This is a genomic window from Demequina sp. NBRC 110051 (genome assembly GCF_002090055.1).
GTDB lineage: Bacteria > Actinomycetota > Actinomycetes > Actinomycetales > Demequinaceae > Demequina.
The window spans coordinates 93412-111601 of sequence record NZ_BBRH01000006.1 but is presented as its reverse complement, the minus strand read 5'-3'; the positions used below and the strand labels follow the sequence as shown (position 1 = coordinate 111601).

Sequence of the window (18190 nt, the reverse complement as noted above, 5' to 3'; positions counted from 1 at the left end):
GGATCACTCCACCGGACGCAGGTCGCGGTAGTTGATCAGGTTGGTCTCCCAGGTCTCCGTGGGGGCCGCGGCACCGCTGACGGTGTCGTCGTTCCACGCGACCAACTCGTCACCGGCGACGTGAGCGCAGGTGAGGGCCTCGTCGGAGATGACCTTGGTGACCTCGCCCCACAGGGCGTCGGCCTCGGCTGAGGTGCCCGCGGCGATGGCCGCGTCGGCGGCCGCCTTGAGCGCGTCGGACTCCACACCCGACGGGTTACCAGGGGCATCGGCCGCGAACCAGGCCTTGTACCAGTCGTACGCGGTCTGCTCGTCATTCGAGCCCAGGCCCAGCGGGTACGCGCCCGAGTTCCACTCGGAGAAGTACTGCGGCGGCGGGGCCTCGGTGACGGAGACGGTCATGCCGATCTCGCTCACCTGGTCCGCGTAGAGCTGCATCTGGGTCGTGTTGAAGACGGTCGACATCATCTCGGCGTCCACCGGCGGGTTGCCCGCGCCGTCGTAGAGCTCCTGCGCCATCGCCACGTCGTTCTCGTAGCCGACGATGTCAGCGTTGTAGCCGGACTCGCCCTCCACGAAGTGCTGCGACATGGGCTTCCAGTCGGTCTCGATCTCCGACAGCGTCACCGTGTCGAGCGCGTAGCAGAACGCCTGGCGCACCTCGACGTCCTCGAACATGCCGCCGGGGCCACGGTCGAAGAACATCGGGTTGTTGCGCAGCGCCGGGTAGGCGAGGTGGGAGATGTTGCCGGCCGAGTCGAGGGTGCTCAGCTGGTTCGCCTCGGTGTCGGTGACGTCGATCTCGCCGTTGGCGAGGGCGGCCGATGCCGCGGTGTCGTCATCGATCGCGACCAGCTGGATGGTCTCGAAGCCGGGCAGGTCACCCCAGTAGTCGGCGTTGGGGCCGAACGACATGCGCGTGCCGGTCACCGACGCGGCCTCGTCGTACATCCACGGGCCGGTGCCCACCGGGGTGGTGGCGATGGAGCCGTCCGCGATGGCGGTGGGCGAGGCGATGGGCAGCGCGCGGGTGGCCATGGCGGTCAGCAGCGACGGGGTGGGCTCGGACAGGTTGAGCGTCACCATGTACTCGTCGTCCACGTCGATCGAGGTCACCGAGGAGAACGTGCCGGCGTAGGGCCCGGGGGTGTTCTGCACGGTCTCGATGTTGACCTTGACGGCCTCCGCGTTGAAGGGAGTGCCGTCGTGGAAGGTGACGTCGTCGCGCAGGGTCAGCGTGAGGGACGAGTCGTCCTGCTCCCACGCGGTCACCAGGTAGGGCTGGATGGTGCCGGCGGCGTCCTTGACGACCAGGTTCTCGTAGGGAACCCGCATGAAGCCGGCTTCCATCTCGGCACCGGGGGTCCAGTTCTCGGGGAAGCCACCCCAGTTGACGGTGAGGACGGAGCCCGCGACCTGGCCGGAGGTTGCGGCGCCGGTCGACTCGCCGGAGCTCGACGTGGTGGGCTCGGAGCTGGTGCCTTCCTCACCCTCGTCGGAGGTACAGGCGGCGAGCATCAGGGTCAAGGCCGCGATCGGTGCGGCGGTCCGCGCGAATCGTGAGTATCTCTTCATGGTTCTGGCGCCTCCTTGCGCCTGCGAACATGGGGGACTGGTGGGGCCGTGGGCCGCGGTCCTGATCCGGGATCTCCGGGGCGGAACGGCCCTGATGGTTTACCCGGTCAGACTCGACTGGGCTCCCGTTCCGGCGACAACGCTGACACGCACTCCGAGCTGGCGGCGCTGCGAAACCGGTCGTGCTCCACGGCTGGCGCCGCGAGCGATAGACGAGGGCATTGACGCACGTCCCGGGAGCGGGGCCACCGATGGCCGCTGCACTCGCTTCATGCGAATCCTCCTCCGCCGGCTCCGCTTTGAACCGACTCCCTCGTGGCTCGAAATCGTATGCGATATCCCCATCGCATGCAAGATCGTGTAGGACTTTTGGCCCAGATTTTGATAACGATCCGGCATCGGCCCCTGCTCTTCCGACGGTGTGAACCGGATCACGCGCCGACACGCCGGTCCGAGCATCCCTGAGGGGCACCCGGCCGGCGTGTCGGGGCTACTACCGGTTCGTACTGTCGGAGGGGGTGGCGTGACGAGATCAGATGGGGAGGTTGAACATCTCCTTGGCGTTCTTCCACAGGATCTTCTCGCGGGTCTCGTCGTCGACCTCGATCTCGTTCTTCAGGAACTCCACGCCCTGGCTCATCCACGAGTAGAAGACGGGGAACGACGAGCCGAACATGTAGTGGTCGGCGCCGTTGATCTTGATCGCGGCCTCGACCTGCTCCTTGCCCCACGAGTGCGGGTGGGTCATGTCGAAGAAGATGTTGTTGTCGAGGTACTTCTTGATCGCATCGCCGCCGGTGGGGTCGAGGCGCTGCATCGCCTCCTTCTTGTGCGTGGCGTGCGGCGTCATGAGCGCGGTGTTGGCGAACCAGTTGCCGCCGAACATCGTGTGGGTGAACTTCAGGTTGGGCCAGCGGTCGAACATGCCGGAGAAGAGCTCGCGGCCCACGGCCGTGGCCTGGTCGACAATGCGACCGTACTCGCGGCGCAGGTTGGTGTAGTCGATGACCGAGCGCCACTCGACGGGCAGCGGGGTGTGGTGCACGATCACGGGCACGTTCAGCTCGTTGATCGCGTCGAGGTAGGGCGCGAAGGCCTCGTCGTCGAGGTAGAGCTGGCCGTAGTGGCACGCGAGCTGCACGGCGACCGCGCCGTTGTCCAGGCAGCGCTTCAGCTCGTCGATGTTTTCCTTGCCACCCCACGGCGGCACGCAGGCCGTCGAGAACAGGCGGCCGCCCGAGCGCTTCACGATCTCGTGCGCGTTGTCGTTCACGATCTTGCAGGTGTCCAGGCGCAGCCACTCCTGCCACACCGGCACGCGCATGATGCCGTAGTCGACCCCGGCGTCGTCCATCGCGGCGAGCTTGGCGTCCACGTTGTAGTCGCCCTCGACATAGTTGAGGTTCTGGTAGCCCGCGGGCTTTTCGAGGATGAGCTGGCGGCGGCCGTCATCCATGGTCTTGACGGTGGCGATCTCGCCGAACCCGCGCGGGGCGGTCGAGAGAAAGCCGTTGAGGGTCTGCTCGTTGTCGAACAGGTCCTCGGGCAGGTGGTGAATGTTGATATCGACGACGGTCATGGTCGTGTCTCCTGAACGGTCAAAGGGGTGAGAAGGGGATGCGGGCGGAGCGCGCTCACAGGCGGGGCGAGCCCCCGGCCCGGGTGCACGGGGCGGGCGCGGCGAGCCCGACGCACCGGCGCTGCTGCCTTCTTCATCGCTTCACCTCCCGACGTCCTCGTCGCCAGATCGAACCTGTGGGTCGCCCCATGGCGCCGGCCTCCACGGGCGACTGTGCCCGTGGAAGAGAACCACTCGGGGCGGCGCCATCCATCGGCGCGACCAATATAGTGAACCAAGGTTAACCATATTTCTCGCCATCGCGCACACGTTTCGCGCCGGGGCACCCAGGGAGGATCGCGTGACCACCGCAGCTCACACCCCGCATCCCGATGCGGTCGCCGTCATCGAGGCCGTCGGGGCGCTCTGGCGCCACGCCACCGAGGCGGCGCGGGACCAGGCGTTGCTCCCCTCCCTCACTCCGGCCCAGGTGCGCACCCTGCGCATCATCGCGAGGGCCGGCGCGAAGGGCATCACCCCCGCCGCGATCGCCGCCGAACTCTCCGTCTCCCGCCCCCTCGCGAGCGACACCGTCCGGCGCCTGGAACAGGGCGGCCTGGTGGAGCGCCGCCGCACGCCTCAGGACGGCCGCTCGGTGCTCATCTCGACCACCGCTCGCGGCGCGGCGGCGGAGCGGTCGTTTCACTCGGGCCTCGCGGTCGCGATGGACCGCGCCTTCGTCCAGCTCTCGACCGAGGAGCGCGCCGCGCTGGCCGCGGCGGTTCCCGCCCTCGAGCGCGCCGGCGACCTCCTGCACGGTGACCGAGGTGAGGGTGAGACTGCCTCTACGACGCCGTGACCATCTCCGTCACCGAGTCCAGGAAGGTCCGCGCGGCCGCGGCGAGCGGGCGCCGGCCGTCCCAGCACAGCAGCACCTCGATGCGCTCCGGCGGGTCGAGCTCCACGTAGGCCACACCCTCGGTGTGCATCTTCGCGATCGTCTCGCGCCTCACCAGCGTCACGCCAATGCCGTCGCGCACAAACTGGGCGATCGAGGAGCCCACATCGGCAGAGAAGATCACGCGGGGCTCGAACCCCGCCGCGCGGCACACCTCCTTGAGCCGCTGGTCCCCGTCGGAGCCGGGCGGGAAGGAGATAAACGGCTCGTCCGCGAGATCGCTCGCGGAGATCGCCTTCTTACCCGCGAGGCGGTGCCCGCGAGGAAGGCCCACCACGTACGCGTCGTGCGCGAGGACCAGGCGCGAGACGTGATCGGGCAGCCCCACCGGATCGGTCGCGACCACGAAGTGCGCCTCGCCACGCTCCAGGATCGAGGCCACGTGCGAGCTCACGGCCCGCTCAGTCGCGGGCCGCACCCGAATGTCAGGATGCGACGCACAGAACTGGGCGACCAGGTCCGCGATGTAGTAGTTGGTGACGATTCCTACGGCGGAGCGCTGCGCCGCCCTGGTGAGCCTCAGCCCGGCGCGGTAGTCGTCCCACTGCTCCACCACGGCGCGCGCATACGGCAGCAGCCTGTCCCCCTCGGCCGAGAGCTTGACGCGGCGCGAGGTGCGCTCGAACAGCGTTTCGCCGATCTCCTCTTCGAGGCTCTTGATGTGACGCGACAGCGACGGCTCGCTCACGGCCAGGCGCTCCGCGGTCTCGGTGAAGCTCAGCGTGGCGGCAAGGTCCACGAACTCCTCGAGGTACTCGATCCTCACGTCAACCCGACCTCTCCCACGGCGGCCCCGACACCTTGAGCCTATCAATGCACAATCCGAAATGATCGCGCCAAAAAGCGGTTTGCTCGCCGTTTCGGCGCGAACCTAGCATCGCACCGTGCGAAGGGGCACGAGGCCCCCTCCTATGCTTCACGGAAGGCGACACGCATGGTTCAGTACGTGCCCAAGGGGGGTCCCAAAGGCGGACCGAAGGCGGCCTGGGCGCTGCCCGGCTTCGACCAGGAGGCCTTTGACGCCTCCCCCGTCGCCAAGTCCATCGCGCGGATGAAGGCGATCTACTTGGCCCACCAGGACGACCCGATGCACCCCGAGGTGGTCGACTACTGGAAGCGCCAGGGCGTGCGCAAGGAACTCTTCGAGGCGGACGGCGAGGGCCGCTACGCGGTCTTCACTCCCCTCGACCTGGCCCCCGGCCACGAGTACGCGCTCGTCTACTCGTCCCACGGCGGCAAGGAGCCCATCAACCGCGCCGAGACCAACGGCTGGGCCGCCCTCGCGGCACGCGAGAACCTCATCGTGGTCTACCCCTGGAACGGCGGCCCCTCGAACGACCTGGTCGAGACCGAGTTCCCCCGCATCGTCACGCAGATGCGCGAGGCCGGGTACCCGATCGACACGTCGCGCATCTATGCCGTCGGCTACTCGGCAGGCTCCGATGCCACGGGCGTCCTGGCGTGCGCCCACCCCGCCACGCTTGCGGCGGCCTCGCCGAGCCCCGGCGGCAACCTGTTCGCGAAGGGCCGCTGGTACAGCGACCCCAGCTCGTACGTGAACAACGCCGCCGTGCGCCTTCCCATCGTCTGCGTCGCGGGCACCATGGACGGCGGCGACGTGTACCCGCTGCGCGAGAGCGAGCACATCGAGAACTTCAACATCTGGATGCGCGGCATCGCGAAGGTGCGCGACTTCACCCCCCTCACCCTCGAGCGCTCGCAAGAGATCGTCGCCACCTCCGACGACCCCGCGGAGCGGGCCTTCGGCTTCGAGTTCCACCGCACCTCCCACCTGCGCCGCGAGGGCATGGACTGGGTGTGTGGCGAGTTCCTGGGCGACGAGGGCTACCCGGTGGCCCGCTTCATCGCGGGCGTGGGCCTGCCCCACGCCGAGACCGCGTCCCACCCCATCTTCATCTGGGACTTCATCCGCCACTTCCGCCGCGACCCCGCGACCGGTGAGAGCGTGCGCGCCCTCGACGTCCTGGACGGGATGACCCCGCCCGAGGTGGTGACGGCGTGACCACCGACCCCACGACCCTGCTGGGGTCGCTTCCCCTGGTACTGGGCGGCCCGTTCGGCGTCGAGCCGGCCGCGGACACCGCGCGCCGCATCGAGGCGTTCGCCGCCGCGGGCGGCCGGTGCGTGGAGACCGGGTACACGTACGCGGGCGGTCGCGGCATGGAGGCGCTCGGGCGTTACCTGGCCGGAGCCCCCGGCGCCGTGGACGTCGTCATGAAGCTGGGCCACGGCGAGCGCGGCGTGGACATCCCCCTGTCGCGCGAGAACCTTCGCCGCGACGCCGAAGGCGCGCTCGATTCGCTCGGCGTGGAAGCCCTGACCGTACTGATGCTGCACTGCGACGATCCCGAGCGGCCCGTCGAGGAGATCGCCGACACCCTCGCCGAGCTGCTCGACGACGGCATGGCCATGAGCGTGGGCGCCTCGAGCTGGGAGGCCGGCCGCCTGGCGGCACTGGCCGAGCAGATGCACGCTCGCGGTCACGTGCTGCTCGCGAGCTACCACCGCAGCCTCGCTGAGCCCGAGGCCTCGCTCATGCCGGGCGGGGCACTCGCGGCGAGGCCCGAGATCCTCGACACGGTGGCCGCGCACCGCCTGCCGCTGCTCAGCTGGTCCGCGAACGCCGGAGGGTTCTTCGGCAGGGACGAGAACGACGAGCGCGCGGACGACCCGTACGACACCGCGGTCTCGCGCCGGCGCCGTGAGGCGGTCCGCACCGTCGCCACCGCCATCGGCACGCGCCCCGCCGTCGTGGCGCTTGCGTGGCTGCTGCACCACGGCCGCACGTGGGCGTCCATCGGCACCACCAGCGACGCCCACTGGCGCGACGCCCTCGACGCCGTCGAACTGTCACATCACCCGCTCGTCTGGGATGCCCTGGTCGAGTCACGCGAAGGAGTTGCACGATGAGAGACCTGTCCATCACCGAGCTCAGCCCCGAGGCCGTCGACCTCGCGGCCCAGGTACTTGGCGCCGACGTCGTTCCCCCGCCGCCGTTTTGGCTGTGGGCCCAGAGCCTCGGTCTCGCGGCGCACGTCGAGCCGCTCGGCGCCTATTGCCGCCACGAGTCGAAGCTCTCGAAGCGGGTGCGTGAACTCAGCGTGCTCCTCGTCGGCCGCCACTGGCGCTCCCCGTTCGCCTGGTGGGCCCACTACGACGACGCGATCGAGGCGGGCGTGCCCCGGGAGGCGCTCGACCGCCTCGCGCGTGGCGACGAGCCCGGCTTCGACGCGGCCGACGAGGACGTCGCCTGGCGCTTCTCGCAGGCCCTCCTGGTCACCCACGCCGTCCCCGACGCGCTGTTTGCCGAGGCCCGCGAGGTCTTGGGCGACGAGGGGCTGATGGACCTCATCGGCTGCTTTGGCAGCTTCTCGATGAGCGCCTGGGCCCTCAACACCTTCCAGGCGGGCATGGAGGAATCCACCCCCTGGCCCTTCCCCGACACCCCACCCGTCAGGCCCTAAACCCCCGGCCTGCTCACCCCCCCACCACCGCGGCGCCGGAGGGCCCGTCAGGAGGGAAATCGTCCCTTCGGTCACATGCCGCACCAGATCCCCATCATGATGTTGTCCACTCAGCAAGGAGGCTGACGTGTTCCCCACACTCAAGTCACGCGAGGCAAGCGCCTCGACGACCACCCGCCCGTTCCTGCGTCCGGCGTTCGCCGCGACGGTGGGCGTCGCGGCCCTCGCACTCGCGGCATGCGGCTCGCAGGCCGACCCGGAGGCGTCCGCGGACGTCTCCGCTGCCGGCGGCGAGATGACCCAGGGCGGCGAGCTGGTATTCGCCGAGCAGCAGGCCCCGCCATCGCTCGACCCCGGCACGCTCGACCGCGCCTACACCGACTTCACGATGCTCGCGTATGACCCGCTGTTCTACCTGACCCCCCAGGGTGAGGTGGAGCCCCGTCTGGCCGAGTCGTGGGAGTTCGTGGGCGGCGAGAACAAGGAGCTCGACGTGACACTGCGCGAGGGCATGACGTTCTCGGACGGCGATCCCGTGACGGCCGATGCCGTGGTCGCCTCGCTCGAATACTCTCGCGACGCTCAGGGTAACCACGCGCACTTCCTCGAGGACGCGACGTTCGAGGCGACGGGCGACCTCACCTTCGCCATCACCGTCGAGACGCCCAACCCGATGCTGCCCAAGCTCCTCACCCAGCAGTACCCGATCGGCCAGATCATCAGCCCCCAGGGCCTCGCGGACCCCGCAGCGCTCGACCTCGCGTCAGACACCCACGGTGCGGGCCCGTACGTGTACGTGCCCGAGGAGAGCGTGCCGGGCGACCACTACGTGTACGAGGCGAACCCCGACTACTACGACCCCGAGCAGCAGCACTGGGACTCCGTCGAGATCCGCATCTTCGCCGACAAGCAGGCTGCGCTCAACGCCGCGACCACCGACCAGATCATGATGTTCAAGGGAGATGGCAGCCTCGCCGCCCAGGCCCAGTCCAGCGGCCTGTCGGTCATCGCCAACCCCGGCATCATGACCGGCCTGTTCCTCATCGACAGGGACGGCGAGACCGTGCCCGCGCTGGGCGACGTCCGCGTCCGTCAGGCGATCAACTACGCGATCGACCGCGAGACCGTCACCACGGCGCTGCTCGGCGAGTACGGCATCCCGACGTTCCAGACCGCCATTGAAGGCGCCGACGGCTACTCGGAGGCCAACGCCGACCTGTACGCCTACGACCCCGACAAGGCGCGTGAGTTGCTGGCCGAGGCGGGCTACGCGGACGGCTTCGAGCTTCCCGTCATGACCGCCGTGTTCGCGGGCTTCGAGCAGATGGGTGAGGCCATCAAGGGCCAGCTGGCCGAGGTGGGCATCACGGTCACCACGGACGTGAAGACCGACATCGCCGCCTACTCGGAGGGCGCGACCGACAAGTCGTTCGGCGCGTTCGTCGGAGGCTACGACGCCAACCCCATCTACCAGCAGGGCCTGGACCTCTTCCTGCCCAGCTCGAACTTCTTCAACGGCTTCGGCACCGAGTCCGAGGAGCTCAACGACCTGTGGCTCCAGGCGGCATCGGCCGACCCGGCCACGCAGGCCGATCTCGACGTGCAGATCGAGGACTACCTGCTGGAGAACGCGTGGTTCGCTCCGGTGGCCTGGGCGCCGGTGATGTACTTCGCCACCGACAGCATCGGCGGCGTCGAGACCAGCGCGGGTTCGCCGTTCGCGAGCCCGCTCGCCTGGTACCCCGCCTCGTAACACCGTCCGGCGGGCGCCTGAACGGCGCCCGCCGGGCATCCCCCTTTCCGGAAGGAACGACGACGATGTCGAAAATCATCATCCGTTGGCTGCTGACAGCCCTACCCGTGCTCTTCGGCGTCTCCGTCATCACGTTCGTCCTGTCGAGCCTGGTGCCGGGCAACGCCGCGCGCGCCATCCTCGGCATCAACGCCACCCAGGAGCAGGTCGACGCCCTCAACACGGAACTGGGCTTCGACGAGCCGCTGCCGGTGCGCTACTGGACGTGGCTCACCGGGGCCCTGCACGGCGACCTGGGCGTCTCCGTCGTCAACGGCCTGCCCGTCACCGAGCAGATCGGGGCGAGGATCGGCATCACCGCATCGCTCATCGTCGGCGCCGTCATCGTCGCCGCGGTGCTGGGCGTCGCGTTCGGCGTCACGAGCGCGCTGCGCGGCGGATGGTTGGGCAAGGCGGTCGACGTCGTCGCACTCATCGGTATGGCGATCCCCGGATTCTGGTTCGCACTGGTGCTCGTGACCGTCTTCGCGGTGCAGCTGCGATGGTTCCCCGCGACGGGCTACATCATGCCGTCCGAGTCGGTCACCGGCTGGCTCCAGTCGCTCGTCCTGCCGCTGCTCGCGCTCGGCATCCCCTCTGCCGCGCCGGTCGCCAAGCAGACCCGCGACGGCATGCTCACCGAGATGGGCAAGGACTACATCAAGGTGCTGCGCGCGCGGGGCGTGCGCGAGCGCTCCGTCATCTTCCGCCACGCGCTGCGCAACGCCGCGTCGCCGGTCCTCACAGTGCTCGGCATCGTCGCCGTGGTGCTGCTGGGCGGCACCGTGCTCGCCGAGACCGTGTTCGTCATTCCCGGGCTGGGAGGCCTCGCGGTCAACGCGACGTCCAGCCACGACATCCCCACCATCCAGGGCCTCGCCGTGGTCTTCACGATGATCGTCATGGTCGTGAACCTCGCCATCGAGCTCACCTACGCACTCGTCAACCCGAAGGCACGCGCATGACCACCACCGCCTCCTCCCGCGGCTTCCTCCGCTCGCTGCTGTCCAAGCCGATGTCGGCCGCGTCGCTCATCGTCCTCGCCATCATCGTGATCGCGACGGTGTTCGCCGGCGTGCTCGCGCCCTACGAGCCCGACGCGCAGGACCTCACCGCGGCGCTGCAGGGCCCCAGCTCCGCTCACTGGCTCGGCACCGGCGAACTGGGCCGCGACGTGCTCAGCCGGATGATGTACGGCGGCCGCGTCACCCTCATCGCGGCGCTCATCGCCGGCGCCACCTTCATCCTCGCGGGCGTGCCCGCCGGCATGCTCGCCGGCTACCGCGGCGGCCGCTTTGACCAGGTGGTCCTCAAGACCGCGGACCTGGTCTTCGCGGTCCCCGTCATGATCGTGCTGCTGGTGGTCCTCGCGATCTTCCCCGGCAACGAGTTTGCCGCGATGGCCGTGTTCGGCCTGCTGGGCGCCCCTGGCCTCGCCCGCGTGGTGCGCTCGGCCACCCTGGGCATCCGCAACGAGCTGTACGTCAAGGCCGCGGTCGCCTCCGGCATTCGTGACCGGGTCATCGTGCTGCGCCACGTGCTCCCGCGGGTGTCCGGCACCATCCTGGTGCAGGCCTCGGTGTTCACCGCCGGCGCGGTGCTCATGGAGACGGGCCTGGGCTTCCTGGGGCTCGGCACCCAGAACGCCTCGTGGGGCAGCCTGGTCGCTGAGGCCTCGCGCAACCTGGGTATCCACCCGTGGCTGCTCATTCCCTCGGGCGCCATCATCATCACGTTCATCATGTCGGTGAACCTGCTCGCCGACGGCGTGCGCGACACCCTCGCCGAGCGCTACACGCCGCCGGCCGCCAAGGTGCGCGCGCCGCGCGGCGGCGCGAAGGCGAACGCGGGTGCGAGCGCGACCGCCGAGGCGACCCCGGTCGCGGGCGGCGCCGACAACGCTGGCGCAGCCCGCGCATCGGCCGCCGCGGATCCTCACGCGCTGCTGTCCGTGCGCTCGCTGACCGTGACGCTGCCGATCGACGGCGTCCCCACCGACATCATCCGCGACGTGTCGTTCGACATTCAGCCCGGCGAGGCGATGGGCCTGGTGGGCGAGAGCGGCTCGGGCAAGACCATGACGGCGCTGTCCATTCTGGGCCTGCTACCCGCGGGCGGCCGCATCACGTCGGGCTCCGTCACCGTCGAAGGCACCGACGTCGCAACCATGAACAAGGCGGCGCTACGACGCCTGCGCGGCGGCCGCATCGGCTGGATCTCGCAGGACCCCATCTCGAGCCTCGACCCGTCCTTCACCGTCGGCTGGCAGGTGGCCGAGGCCGTGCGCTCGCACCGCCCCATGTCGCGCCGCGCCGCCTGGCAGCACGCCCTGACGCTGCTGGAGAAGGTCAAGCTGCCCGACGTCGAGCGGGTCGCCAAGAGCTACCCGCACCAGCTGTCCGGCGGCATGGCCCAGCGCGTGGGCATCGCCGCTGCCCTCGCCGCCGACCCCGTCCTGGTGATCGCCGACGAGCCCACCACCGCTCTCGACGTCACCGTGCAGGCGGACATCCTCGCCCTGCTGCGTGACCTGCAGGCCGACGGGCTGGGCGTGCTACTCATCACCCACAACTGGGGAGTCCTCGCCGACCTGTGCGACAGGGCCGCCGTGATGTACGCCGGGCAGGTGGTCGAGACCGCCGACCTGCGCGCACTGGTGCACGGACCCGAGCACCCCTACACGGCCGCGCTGCTCGCGTGCGACCCGCACCAGGCCCGCCCGGGCGCTCCGCTGCCCGCCCTCGACGGGGCGGTGCCGCCTCCGCCGCAGTGGCCGCAGGGCTGCCACTTCCAAAGCCGCTGCCCATTCGTCAAGGACGACTGCCGCACGGGAGCCATCGCGCTCGCCGACGGCTCCGACTCCAGCCGCGCGGTGCGCTGCCACCACCCCTTGACCCGACAGGAGGTGACGCTGTGATCGCCCCCGACCACGCGCCCGCATCCCGCCCCCAGGCGCCGCAGGGCGACCCCTCCGCACCGCTGCTGAGCGTGCGCGACCTGCACGTCCAGTACCGCCGCCCCGGCCGCCGTTCCACCCCCGTCGACGCCGTCCGCGGCGTGAGCCTCGACGTCCCGCGGGGCCGATCCATCGGCCTGGTCGGGGAGTCCGGCAGCGGCAAGTCCACCATCGGCTCCGCCATCCTGGGCCTCACGCCGGTCACCTCGGGCACCGTGACCTATGCGGGCACGGACATCACCCACGCGAGCCGTTCCGAGCGCCGCCTCCACGCGCGGCGCATGCAGGCGGTCTTTCAGGACCCCTTCGGCTCGATGAACCCCGCCGTCACGGTGGGCGACACCGTCACCGAGGCGCTGCGCCATAACCTCAAGCTGGGCAAGCAAGAGATCGAGGAGCGGCTGCTGCGTGCGCTCGACGACGTGGGCATGCCCGCCTCGTGCGCCGAGCGCTACCCCGCCCAGTTCTCGGGCGGGCAGCGCCAACGCCTGGCCATCGCCCGCGCGCTCGTCATGAACCCCGAGTTCATCGTGTGCGACGAGCCCACGAGCGCGCTGGACCTGTCCATCCAGGCCCAGATCCTCAACGTGCTGCTGGACCTGCGCGAGCGGCGCGGGCTGTCGTACCTGTTCATCTCTCACGACCTCACGGTGGTGCGCCACCTGTGCGACGAGATGGTGGTCCTGTACGCGGGCGCCGTGGTCGAGCGAGGCCCCGCTCACGTGGTGGCCGAGTCCCCCGCCCACCCCTACACGCGGGCCCTGCTCGCGTCCGCGCCCGTGCCCGACCCCGACCAGCAGCGCGCCCGCCGCGAACTGCGGCTCGAGGCCGGCAACGCCGGCTCTGGCGCGCCGCGCCCCGACCACGGCTGCCGCTTCGCGCACCGCTGCCCGTTCGCCGTGGACCGCTGCGCGACCGCCGAGCCCACGCTCGCGCCCGTGGGCGACAGCGCCGCGGCATGCTTCCTCGCGGAGGACATCCGCGAGCGCGGCCTGCTCGCGTGAACACAGGGGCGGGCGGAGGATCCCCGCGTCCGGCGCTGGTCGCCCTGCTGGCGACCCTGTCGATGTTCGGCCCGCTGTCCATGGACCTGTACCTGCCGAGCCTGCCCCGCCTGGCCCAGGATCTGGAGGTCTCCGAGCAGACGGCGCAGCTGACCATGTCGGTGTGTTTCGTGGCCCTGGGTCTGGGCCAGCTGGTCTACGGACCGGTGAGCGACCGCTACGGCAGGCGCGGACCCCTGCTCGCGGCGACCTGCGGGTACGTGGCGATGTCCGCCGCGTGCGCCCTCGCCCCCACGGCCGGCGCGCTCATCGTGGCACGCACCCTCCAGGGCCTGTGCGGCGCGGGCGGCGTGGTCATCGCCATGGCGATCGCGCGCGACCTTGCGAGCGGCGCCGCGCTCGCCCGGCTGCTCGCCCTGCTCGCGTCCATCACCACCCTGGCCCCCGTGGTCGCACCCGTGGTGGGCGGCCAGCTCGCACGGATCATGGACTGGCGCGGGATCTTCTGGGTCCTCACCGCCATCGGCGTCGCCATCGTCGCCGCCGTGCTGGTGGTGGGAGTGCCCGAGGCCTCCACTGGTGCGGCCCGCCGCGAACACCCCGCCCACGCCGCGCGGGCGCTCGCGACCGACCCGGTGTTTCGCTCCGTGCTGCTGGTCATCGCGGCCGCATCGGTGGGCCTCTTCGCGTACCTCAATATGTCGACCTTCGCCTTCCAGACCGACCTGGGCGCGAGCGAGACCCAGTTCTCCATCGCGTTCGCCACCATCGCCGCGGCGGGCCTCGCGGGCGCCCAGGCCACCCGCGTGGCCGTGACCCACACCGGCCCCGGCCGGCTCTTCGTGGCGGCGGTCTGCGTGTGGGCCGGCGTGGCGGTGACGCTCGCCCTCGTCACACGGGTGGGAATCGGCCTCCCCCTCATCGTGGCCGCCCTCGCCCTATGCCAGGCGTGCCTCGCGACCATGCTGGCCACGGGCCCCTCCCTCGCGCTCGGCGCCCACGCCCCGCGCGCGGCGACCGCCGCGAGCCTGCTCGGGGTCGCGGGAACGATCCCCGGCCCCCTCCTGGTGCCGCTGTTCTCGCGCGCGCACGTGAGCGCCGCCTCCATGACCACAGCCATCGCCGTGGCCGCCGCGACCGCCGCGCTGCTCGCGCTTATGCTCGTGGCCCCCGCCCTTCGCCGTGCGGCCGCGGCCCAGGCGCCGGCCTCCCCCGATCTCGCCATCGAGCAGGAGCGTTAATCGCCATGACCCCCTCACCGACCTCATCACACTTGAAATCGCACACGATTTCACGTAGGCTCGCGTCACGCTTCACGGCTGGTCTGTCCCCGACCGCCGGACGCCCCGGGACGAGCAAGGTCGCTCGCCCCGAGAGTCCTCGTCGGGACTGGGCAGCCGTCCCGATCGAAGGAGATGGCGAGGCATGAGCGCATCTATCGAGCGCGACGTCGACTATGCATACGAGGACACCTCGATGCGCGGCTTCCTCGTCGCCCCCGCCGGCGCCACCGACGCGCCCACGCTCCTGATCATCCACGACGCCTTTGGCCTCACCCCCGCCGTCCAGGACCGCGCGCGCGAGCTCGCCGAGCGTCACGGCATCGCCGTGTTCGCCGCCGACGTGTGGGGTGAGCGCACCCAGCCGCAGTCCGAGGACGAAATCGGCCCCCTCATCGGCGCCACGCAGCACGATCGCACCCACTGGATGGGGCGCATCCGCGCCGCGCACGCCACCGCAGCCGCGCAAAGCGAGGTCGACGGCGCACGCGTCGCCGCCGTGGGCTACTGCGTGGGCGGATCGGGCGTGCTCGAGTACCTGCGCACCGGCGGCGACCTCGCCGGCGCCATCGCCATCCACGCAGGGCTCGACCTCCTCGCCCCCGGCTGGGAGGACCACACCAGCCACGCCAAGGTGCTCATCGCCACCGGCGCCAACGACCCCATGGCCACCCCCGCCGAGCGCGACGCCCTCACCCAGGAGCTGAGCGCCCAGGGCCTGTACTGGGAGATGGACGTGTATGCCGACACGGTGCACGCGTTCACGAGCCCCGGCGCGGCCCACTCGCCCCACAAGGACGTCATCGACTACCACCCCGTGAGCGCCGCCCGCGCGCACGCGGCGACCGACCGGTTCCTGACCGAACTGTTCGCACACTAAAGCCCCACCGCGCGAGCCGGCCACGGCATCGGCCGGTCTGAATCCCCGGAAGAGAAGGACAACCATGCTGGATATCGCCATCATCGGAGCTGGCCCCGCAGGTCTGGCCACGGCACTGCGCCTGCACCAGAAGGGCTTCCGCCCGCGCATCTACGAGACCGTCGAGGAGCTGCGCCCGCTCGGCGTGGGCATCGACGTCAAGGTGTACGGCACCAAGGAGCTCATCGAACTCGGCGTCTACGACGAGTTCAAGGACATCTCCGTCGACGCCAAGCACTCGATCTTCTACAACAACTTTGGCCAGGAGATCTACGCGGAGCTGTGCGGCGTCCACATGGGCTACGTGCACGAGCAGCGCTTTGTGCACCGCGGCTACCTGCAGATGCTGCTGTTCGACAAGGTGGTCGAGCGCATGGGCGCCGACACCGTCCGCCAGGGCGCCCGCTTCCTCGAGTACCGCAACGTGGACGGCGGCGTGGAGTTCGACCTGCGCCTCACCGACGGCACCGTCGAGACCCAGCGCGCCGACCTGCTGATTGCCGCCGACGGCATCAAGTCGCTCGCCCGCAAGCAGATGCACCCCACGCAGGCCGAGCCGCACTACTCGGGCATCACCATGTACCGCGGCACCACCCTCATGGAGCCCTACGCCGACGGTCACACCATCCTCCACATCGGCGCCCCGCAGATCGCCACGATGATCGTGTACCCCATCGCGGAGAACTTCGAGGGCACGGGCAAGACGCTGGTGAACTGGGTGGTCGAGCGCGAGCGCGACCAGACGGTCGAGGACTGGAACCAGACCGGCTCGGTCGACGAGATCCTGCCGCTGTTCGACACGGTCGACATCCCGTTCCTCGACGTGCAGGAGATGCTTCGCAATAACCGCGAGGTGTACCTGTTCCCGCTGATCCGTCACGAGCCGCTCGACAGCTGGATCGACGGCCGCGTGGCACTCATCGGCGACGCCGCCCACGCGATGTACCCGCGCGGCGGCAACGGCGCGTGCCAGGCGATCGTGGACGGCGGCGTCATCGCCGAGAAGCTGTCCTCGATTCTGAATGTTGAGGCCGCGCTGCAGGAGTTCCAGGACGAGCGCCTGCCGCGCGTCAACGCCATGGTCATGGCCCACCGCGGCGAGGGTTACGAGGTCATTCGCCGCATGGTGGGCGACCGCACCGACTGCCAGCCGTTCGAGAACATCGAGGACGTGCTGCCTCTCACGGAGGCCGACGAGATCTTCTCGAAGTACCACGCCATGGTGGGCCAGCCCCGTCCCGGCTTCGAGGCCGGCGAGCCCACGGGCTTCCGCACCTGGGAGCTCGACGGCGAGGACGCGGAGCACTTCCGTCCGGCTGGCTCCCCCGCCGGCTCCAGCCAGCCCGCGACGGCCTGACGCGCTAAGAAGGAACGCATGGATCTGGGGATCGGAGGGCGCCGCGCATTGGTAGCGGCGTCCTCCCAGGGGCTGGGGCTCGCGTGCGCGACCTCGCTCGCGCGCGAGGGCGTGTCCGTCACGCTCAACGGGCGCGACGCCTCGCGTTTACAGACGGCGGCCGATGCCGTGGTCGCCTCTGTCCCCCACGCGTCCGTCGGGTGGGTGGTGGGGGATCTCACCACCGCGTCCGGGCGCGCGGCGATCCTCGCCGCCGTGCCGGACACGGACATCCTCGTCACCAACAACGCCGGCCCCCATCCCGGCGGCTACGAGGAATGGGACGAGGACGCACTGCTGGGCGCCGCGGGCGCACAGCTGGTGCCCGCCGTCGAGCTCATCCGCGCCTACCTTCCCGGGATGCGTGAACGGCGGTGGGGACGCATCGTCAACATCACCTCCGCCATGGTGATGTCACCCGCGGCGGACATGGGGCTGTCCGCGTCGGCACGGGCGGCGCTGACCGCCGCCGCGAAGGCGATCTCGAAGGAGGTCGTCGCCGACGGCGTCACGGTCAACAACCTGCTGCCGGAAAAGATCGACACCCCCCGCATCGCGTTCATGGCGCAGCGGCGCGCACGCCACGACGGCATCACGGTCGACGAGGCCTACGAGCGCATCGCCGCGACCGTCGCCGCGGGCCGCCTGGGCACGCCGGAAGAGTTCGGCGACGCGTGCGCGTACCTGTGCTCGGCGCAGGCGGGATACATCTCGGGCCAGAACCTGCGGCTCGACGGAGGAAGTTACGAGGGATTGATATGACACAGGTGGTACTGGCAGACGACGCGACGCGGGCCGAGATCCTCGCCCTCGAGGAGCGCCGGCGCCGCGCCCTGCTCGACCTCGACGAGGCCGCGCTGCGCGACATCTACGACGAGCACCTCATCCACATCCACGCTCCCGGGCTGACCCACACCAAGGAGCAGCTCGTCGAGCACGCGCTCACCCGCAGCCCCTACCTCGACATCGAGCGTGGCGAGCTGCTGATCCGCGTGGTGGGCGACGTCGCGGTCATGACCGGCTCGCTCACCAATCGCCTGCGCAACCCCGACGGCTCCGAGCGCACCGTCAACGGCCAGGTCACCCAGGTGGTGCGCCGCGGCGACGACGGCGCCTGGCGCTTCCTGTCCTTCCAGATGACCCCCATGGGCGAGGAGGTGTGGGGCAAGCTCGCGTCCGAAAAGCCGGCCACGGCATCGGCCGCTCCCCAGGCCCCCACCCCCGACTCACCCGCGACCGACTCCCCTACAACCGAGGAGAACTGACC

16 protein-coding genes are annotated in these 18190 nt (G+C 70.2%); 13 read left to right on the top strand and 3 right to left on the bottom strand.

Annotated elements, in window-relative coordinates:
• Nucleotides 1-3: 3 nt before the first annotated feature.
• Nucleotides 4-1575, bottom strand: a complete 1572-nt coding sequence (locus tag B7K20_RS00455; protein ID WP_084099546.1) for an ABC transporter substrate-binding protein — start codon at nucleotides 1573-1575, stop codon at nucleotides 4-6.
• A gap of 532 nt (nucleotides 1576-2107) precedes the next feature.
• The gene (locus B7K20_RS00450) at nucleotides 2108-3154 is read right to left on the bottom strand and encodes an amidohydrolase family protein (protein ID WP_084099545.1); all 1047 of its coding nucleotides are present in this window, start codon (nucleotides 3152-3154) and stop codon (nucleotides 2108-2110) included.
• A gap of 340 nt (nucleotides 3155-3494) precedes the next feature.
• Here B7K20_RS00450 and B7K20_RS00445 point away from each other — a divergent pair, with 340 nt between their 5' ends.
• Nucleotides 3495-3992, top strand: coding sequence for a MarR family transcriptional regulator (locus B7K20_RS00445; RefSeq protein ID WP_084099544.1), 498 nt, complete (start codon nucleotides 3495-3497; stop codon nucleotides 3990-3992).
• Here B7K20_RS00445 and B7K20_RS00440 read toward each other — a convergent pair.
• Nucleotides 3979-4857: a LysR family transcriptional regulator gene (locus B7K20_RS00440; protein WP_144018442.1), complete on the bottom strand. Its 879-nt coding sequence runs from the start codon at nucleotides 4855-4857 to the stop codon at nucleotides 3979-3981. The genes B7K20_RS00445 and B7K20_RS00440 overlap by 14 nt on opposite strands.
• Before the next feature lie 168 nt (nucleotides 4858-5025).
• Here B7K20_RS00440 and B7K20_RS00435 point away from each other — a divergent pair, with 168 nt between their 5' ends.
• From B7K20_RS00435 to B7K20_RS00380, 12 genes are all read left to right on the top strand, one after another.
• Entirely contained in the window at nucleotides 5026-6114 is a 1089-nt protein-coding gene (locus B7K20_RS00435) for a hypothetical protein (protein WP_084099542.1), read from the top strand.
• On the top strand, nucleotides 6111-7022 hold the full coding sequence (locus B7K20_RS00430) for an aldo/keto reductase (protein ID WP_084099541.1): 912 nt from the start codon (nucleotides 6111-6113) through the stop codon (nucleotides 7020-7022). Before B7K20_RS00435 ends, B7K20_RS00430 begins: the two co-directional genes overlap by 4 nt.
• A complete protein-coding gene (locus B7K20_RS00425) occupies nucleotides 7019-7576 on the top strand; it encodes a carboxymuconolactone decarboxylase family protein (protein WP_084099540.1) in 558 nt (185 codons plus the stop codon). The genes B7K20_RS00430 and B7K20_RS00425 overlap by 4 nt, the downstream gene beginning before the upstream one ends.
• A 127-nt stretch (nucleotides 7577-7703) precedes the next feature.
• Nucleotides 7704-9329 carry an ABC transporter substrate-binding protein gene (locus B7K20_RS00420; RefSeq protein WP_084099539.1) on the top strand — a complete coding sequence of 542 codons (1626 nt, stop codon included), beginning with the start codon at nucleotides 7704-7706 and terminating at the stop codon, nucleotides 9327-9329.
• 65 nt (nucleotides 9330-9394) lie between these two features.
• The gene (locus tag B7K20_RS00415; RefSeq protein WP_084099538.1) at nucleotides 9395-10333 is read left to right on the top strand and encodes an ABC transporter permease; all 939 of its coding nucleotides are present in this window, start codon (nucleotides 9395-9397) and stop codon (nucleotides 10331-10333) included.
• Nucleotides 10330-12285, top strand: a complete 1956-nt coding sequence (locus B7K20_RS00410) for a dipeptide/oligopeptide/nickel ABC transporter permease/ATP-binding protein (protein WP_084099537.1) — start codon at nucleotides 10330-10332, stop codon at nucleotides 12283-12285. Before B7K20_RS00415 ends, B7K20_RS00410 begins: the two co-directional genes overlap by 4 nt.
• Entirely contained in the window at nucleotides 12282-13328 is a 1047-nt protein-coding gene (locus tag B7K20_RS00405) for an oligopeptide/dipeptide ABC transporter ATP-binding protein (RefSeq protein WP_371327853.1), read from the top strand. The genes B7K20_RS00410 and B7K20_RS00405 overlap by 4 nt, the downstream gene beginning before the upstream one ends.
• A complete protein-coding gene (locus B7K20_RS00400; protein ID WP_159449265.1) occupies nucleotides 13325-14569 on the top strand; it encodes a Bcr/CflA family efflux MFS transporter in 1245 nt (414 codons plus the stop codon). Before B7K20_RS00405 ends, B7K20_RS00400 begins: the two co-directional genes overlap by 4 nt.
• Before the next feature lie 184 nt (nucleotides 14570-14753).
• On the top strand, nucleotides 14754-15488 hold the full coding sequence (locus tag B7K20_RS00395) for a dienelactone hydrolase family protein (protein ID WP_084099535.1): 735 nt from the start codon (nucleotides 14754-14756) through the stop codon (nucleotides 15486-15488).
• Nucleotides 15489-15552: 64 nt separating this feature from the next.
• A complete protein-coding gene (locus tag B7K20_RS00390; protein ID WP_084099534.1) occupies nucleotides 15553-16884 on the top strand; it encodes an FAD-dependent monooxygenase in 1332 nt (443 codons plus the stop codon).
• Between the two features lie 18 nt (nucleotides 16885-16902).
• Nucleotides 16903-17685 carry an SDR family oxidoreductase gene (locus B7K20_RS00385; RefSeq protein WP_084099533.1) on the top strand — a complete coding sequence of 261 codons (783 nt, stop codon included), beginning with the start codon at nucleotides 16903-16905 and terminating at the stop codon, nucleotides 17683-17685.
• A complete protein-coding gene (locus B7K20_RS00380) occupies nucleotides 17682-18188 on the top strand; it encodes a DUF4440 domain-containing protein (protein ID WP_084099532.1) in 507 nt (168 codons plus the stop codon). Before B7K20_RS00385 ends, B7K20_RS00380 begins: the two co-directional genes overlap by 4 nt.
• Nucleotides 18189-18190: the final 2 nt, after the last annotated feature.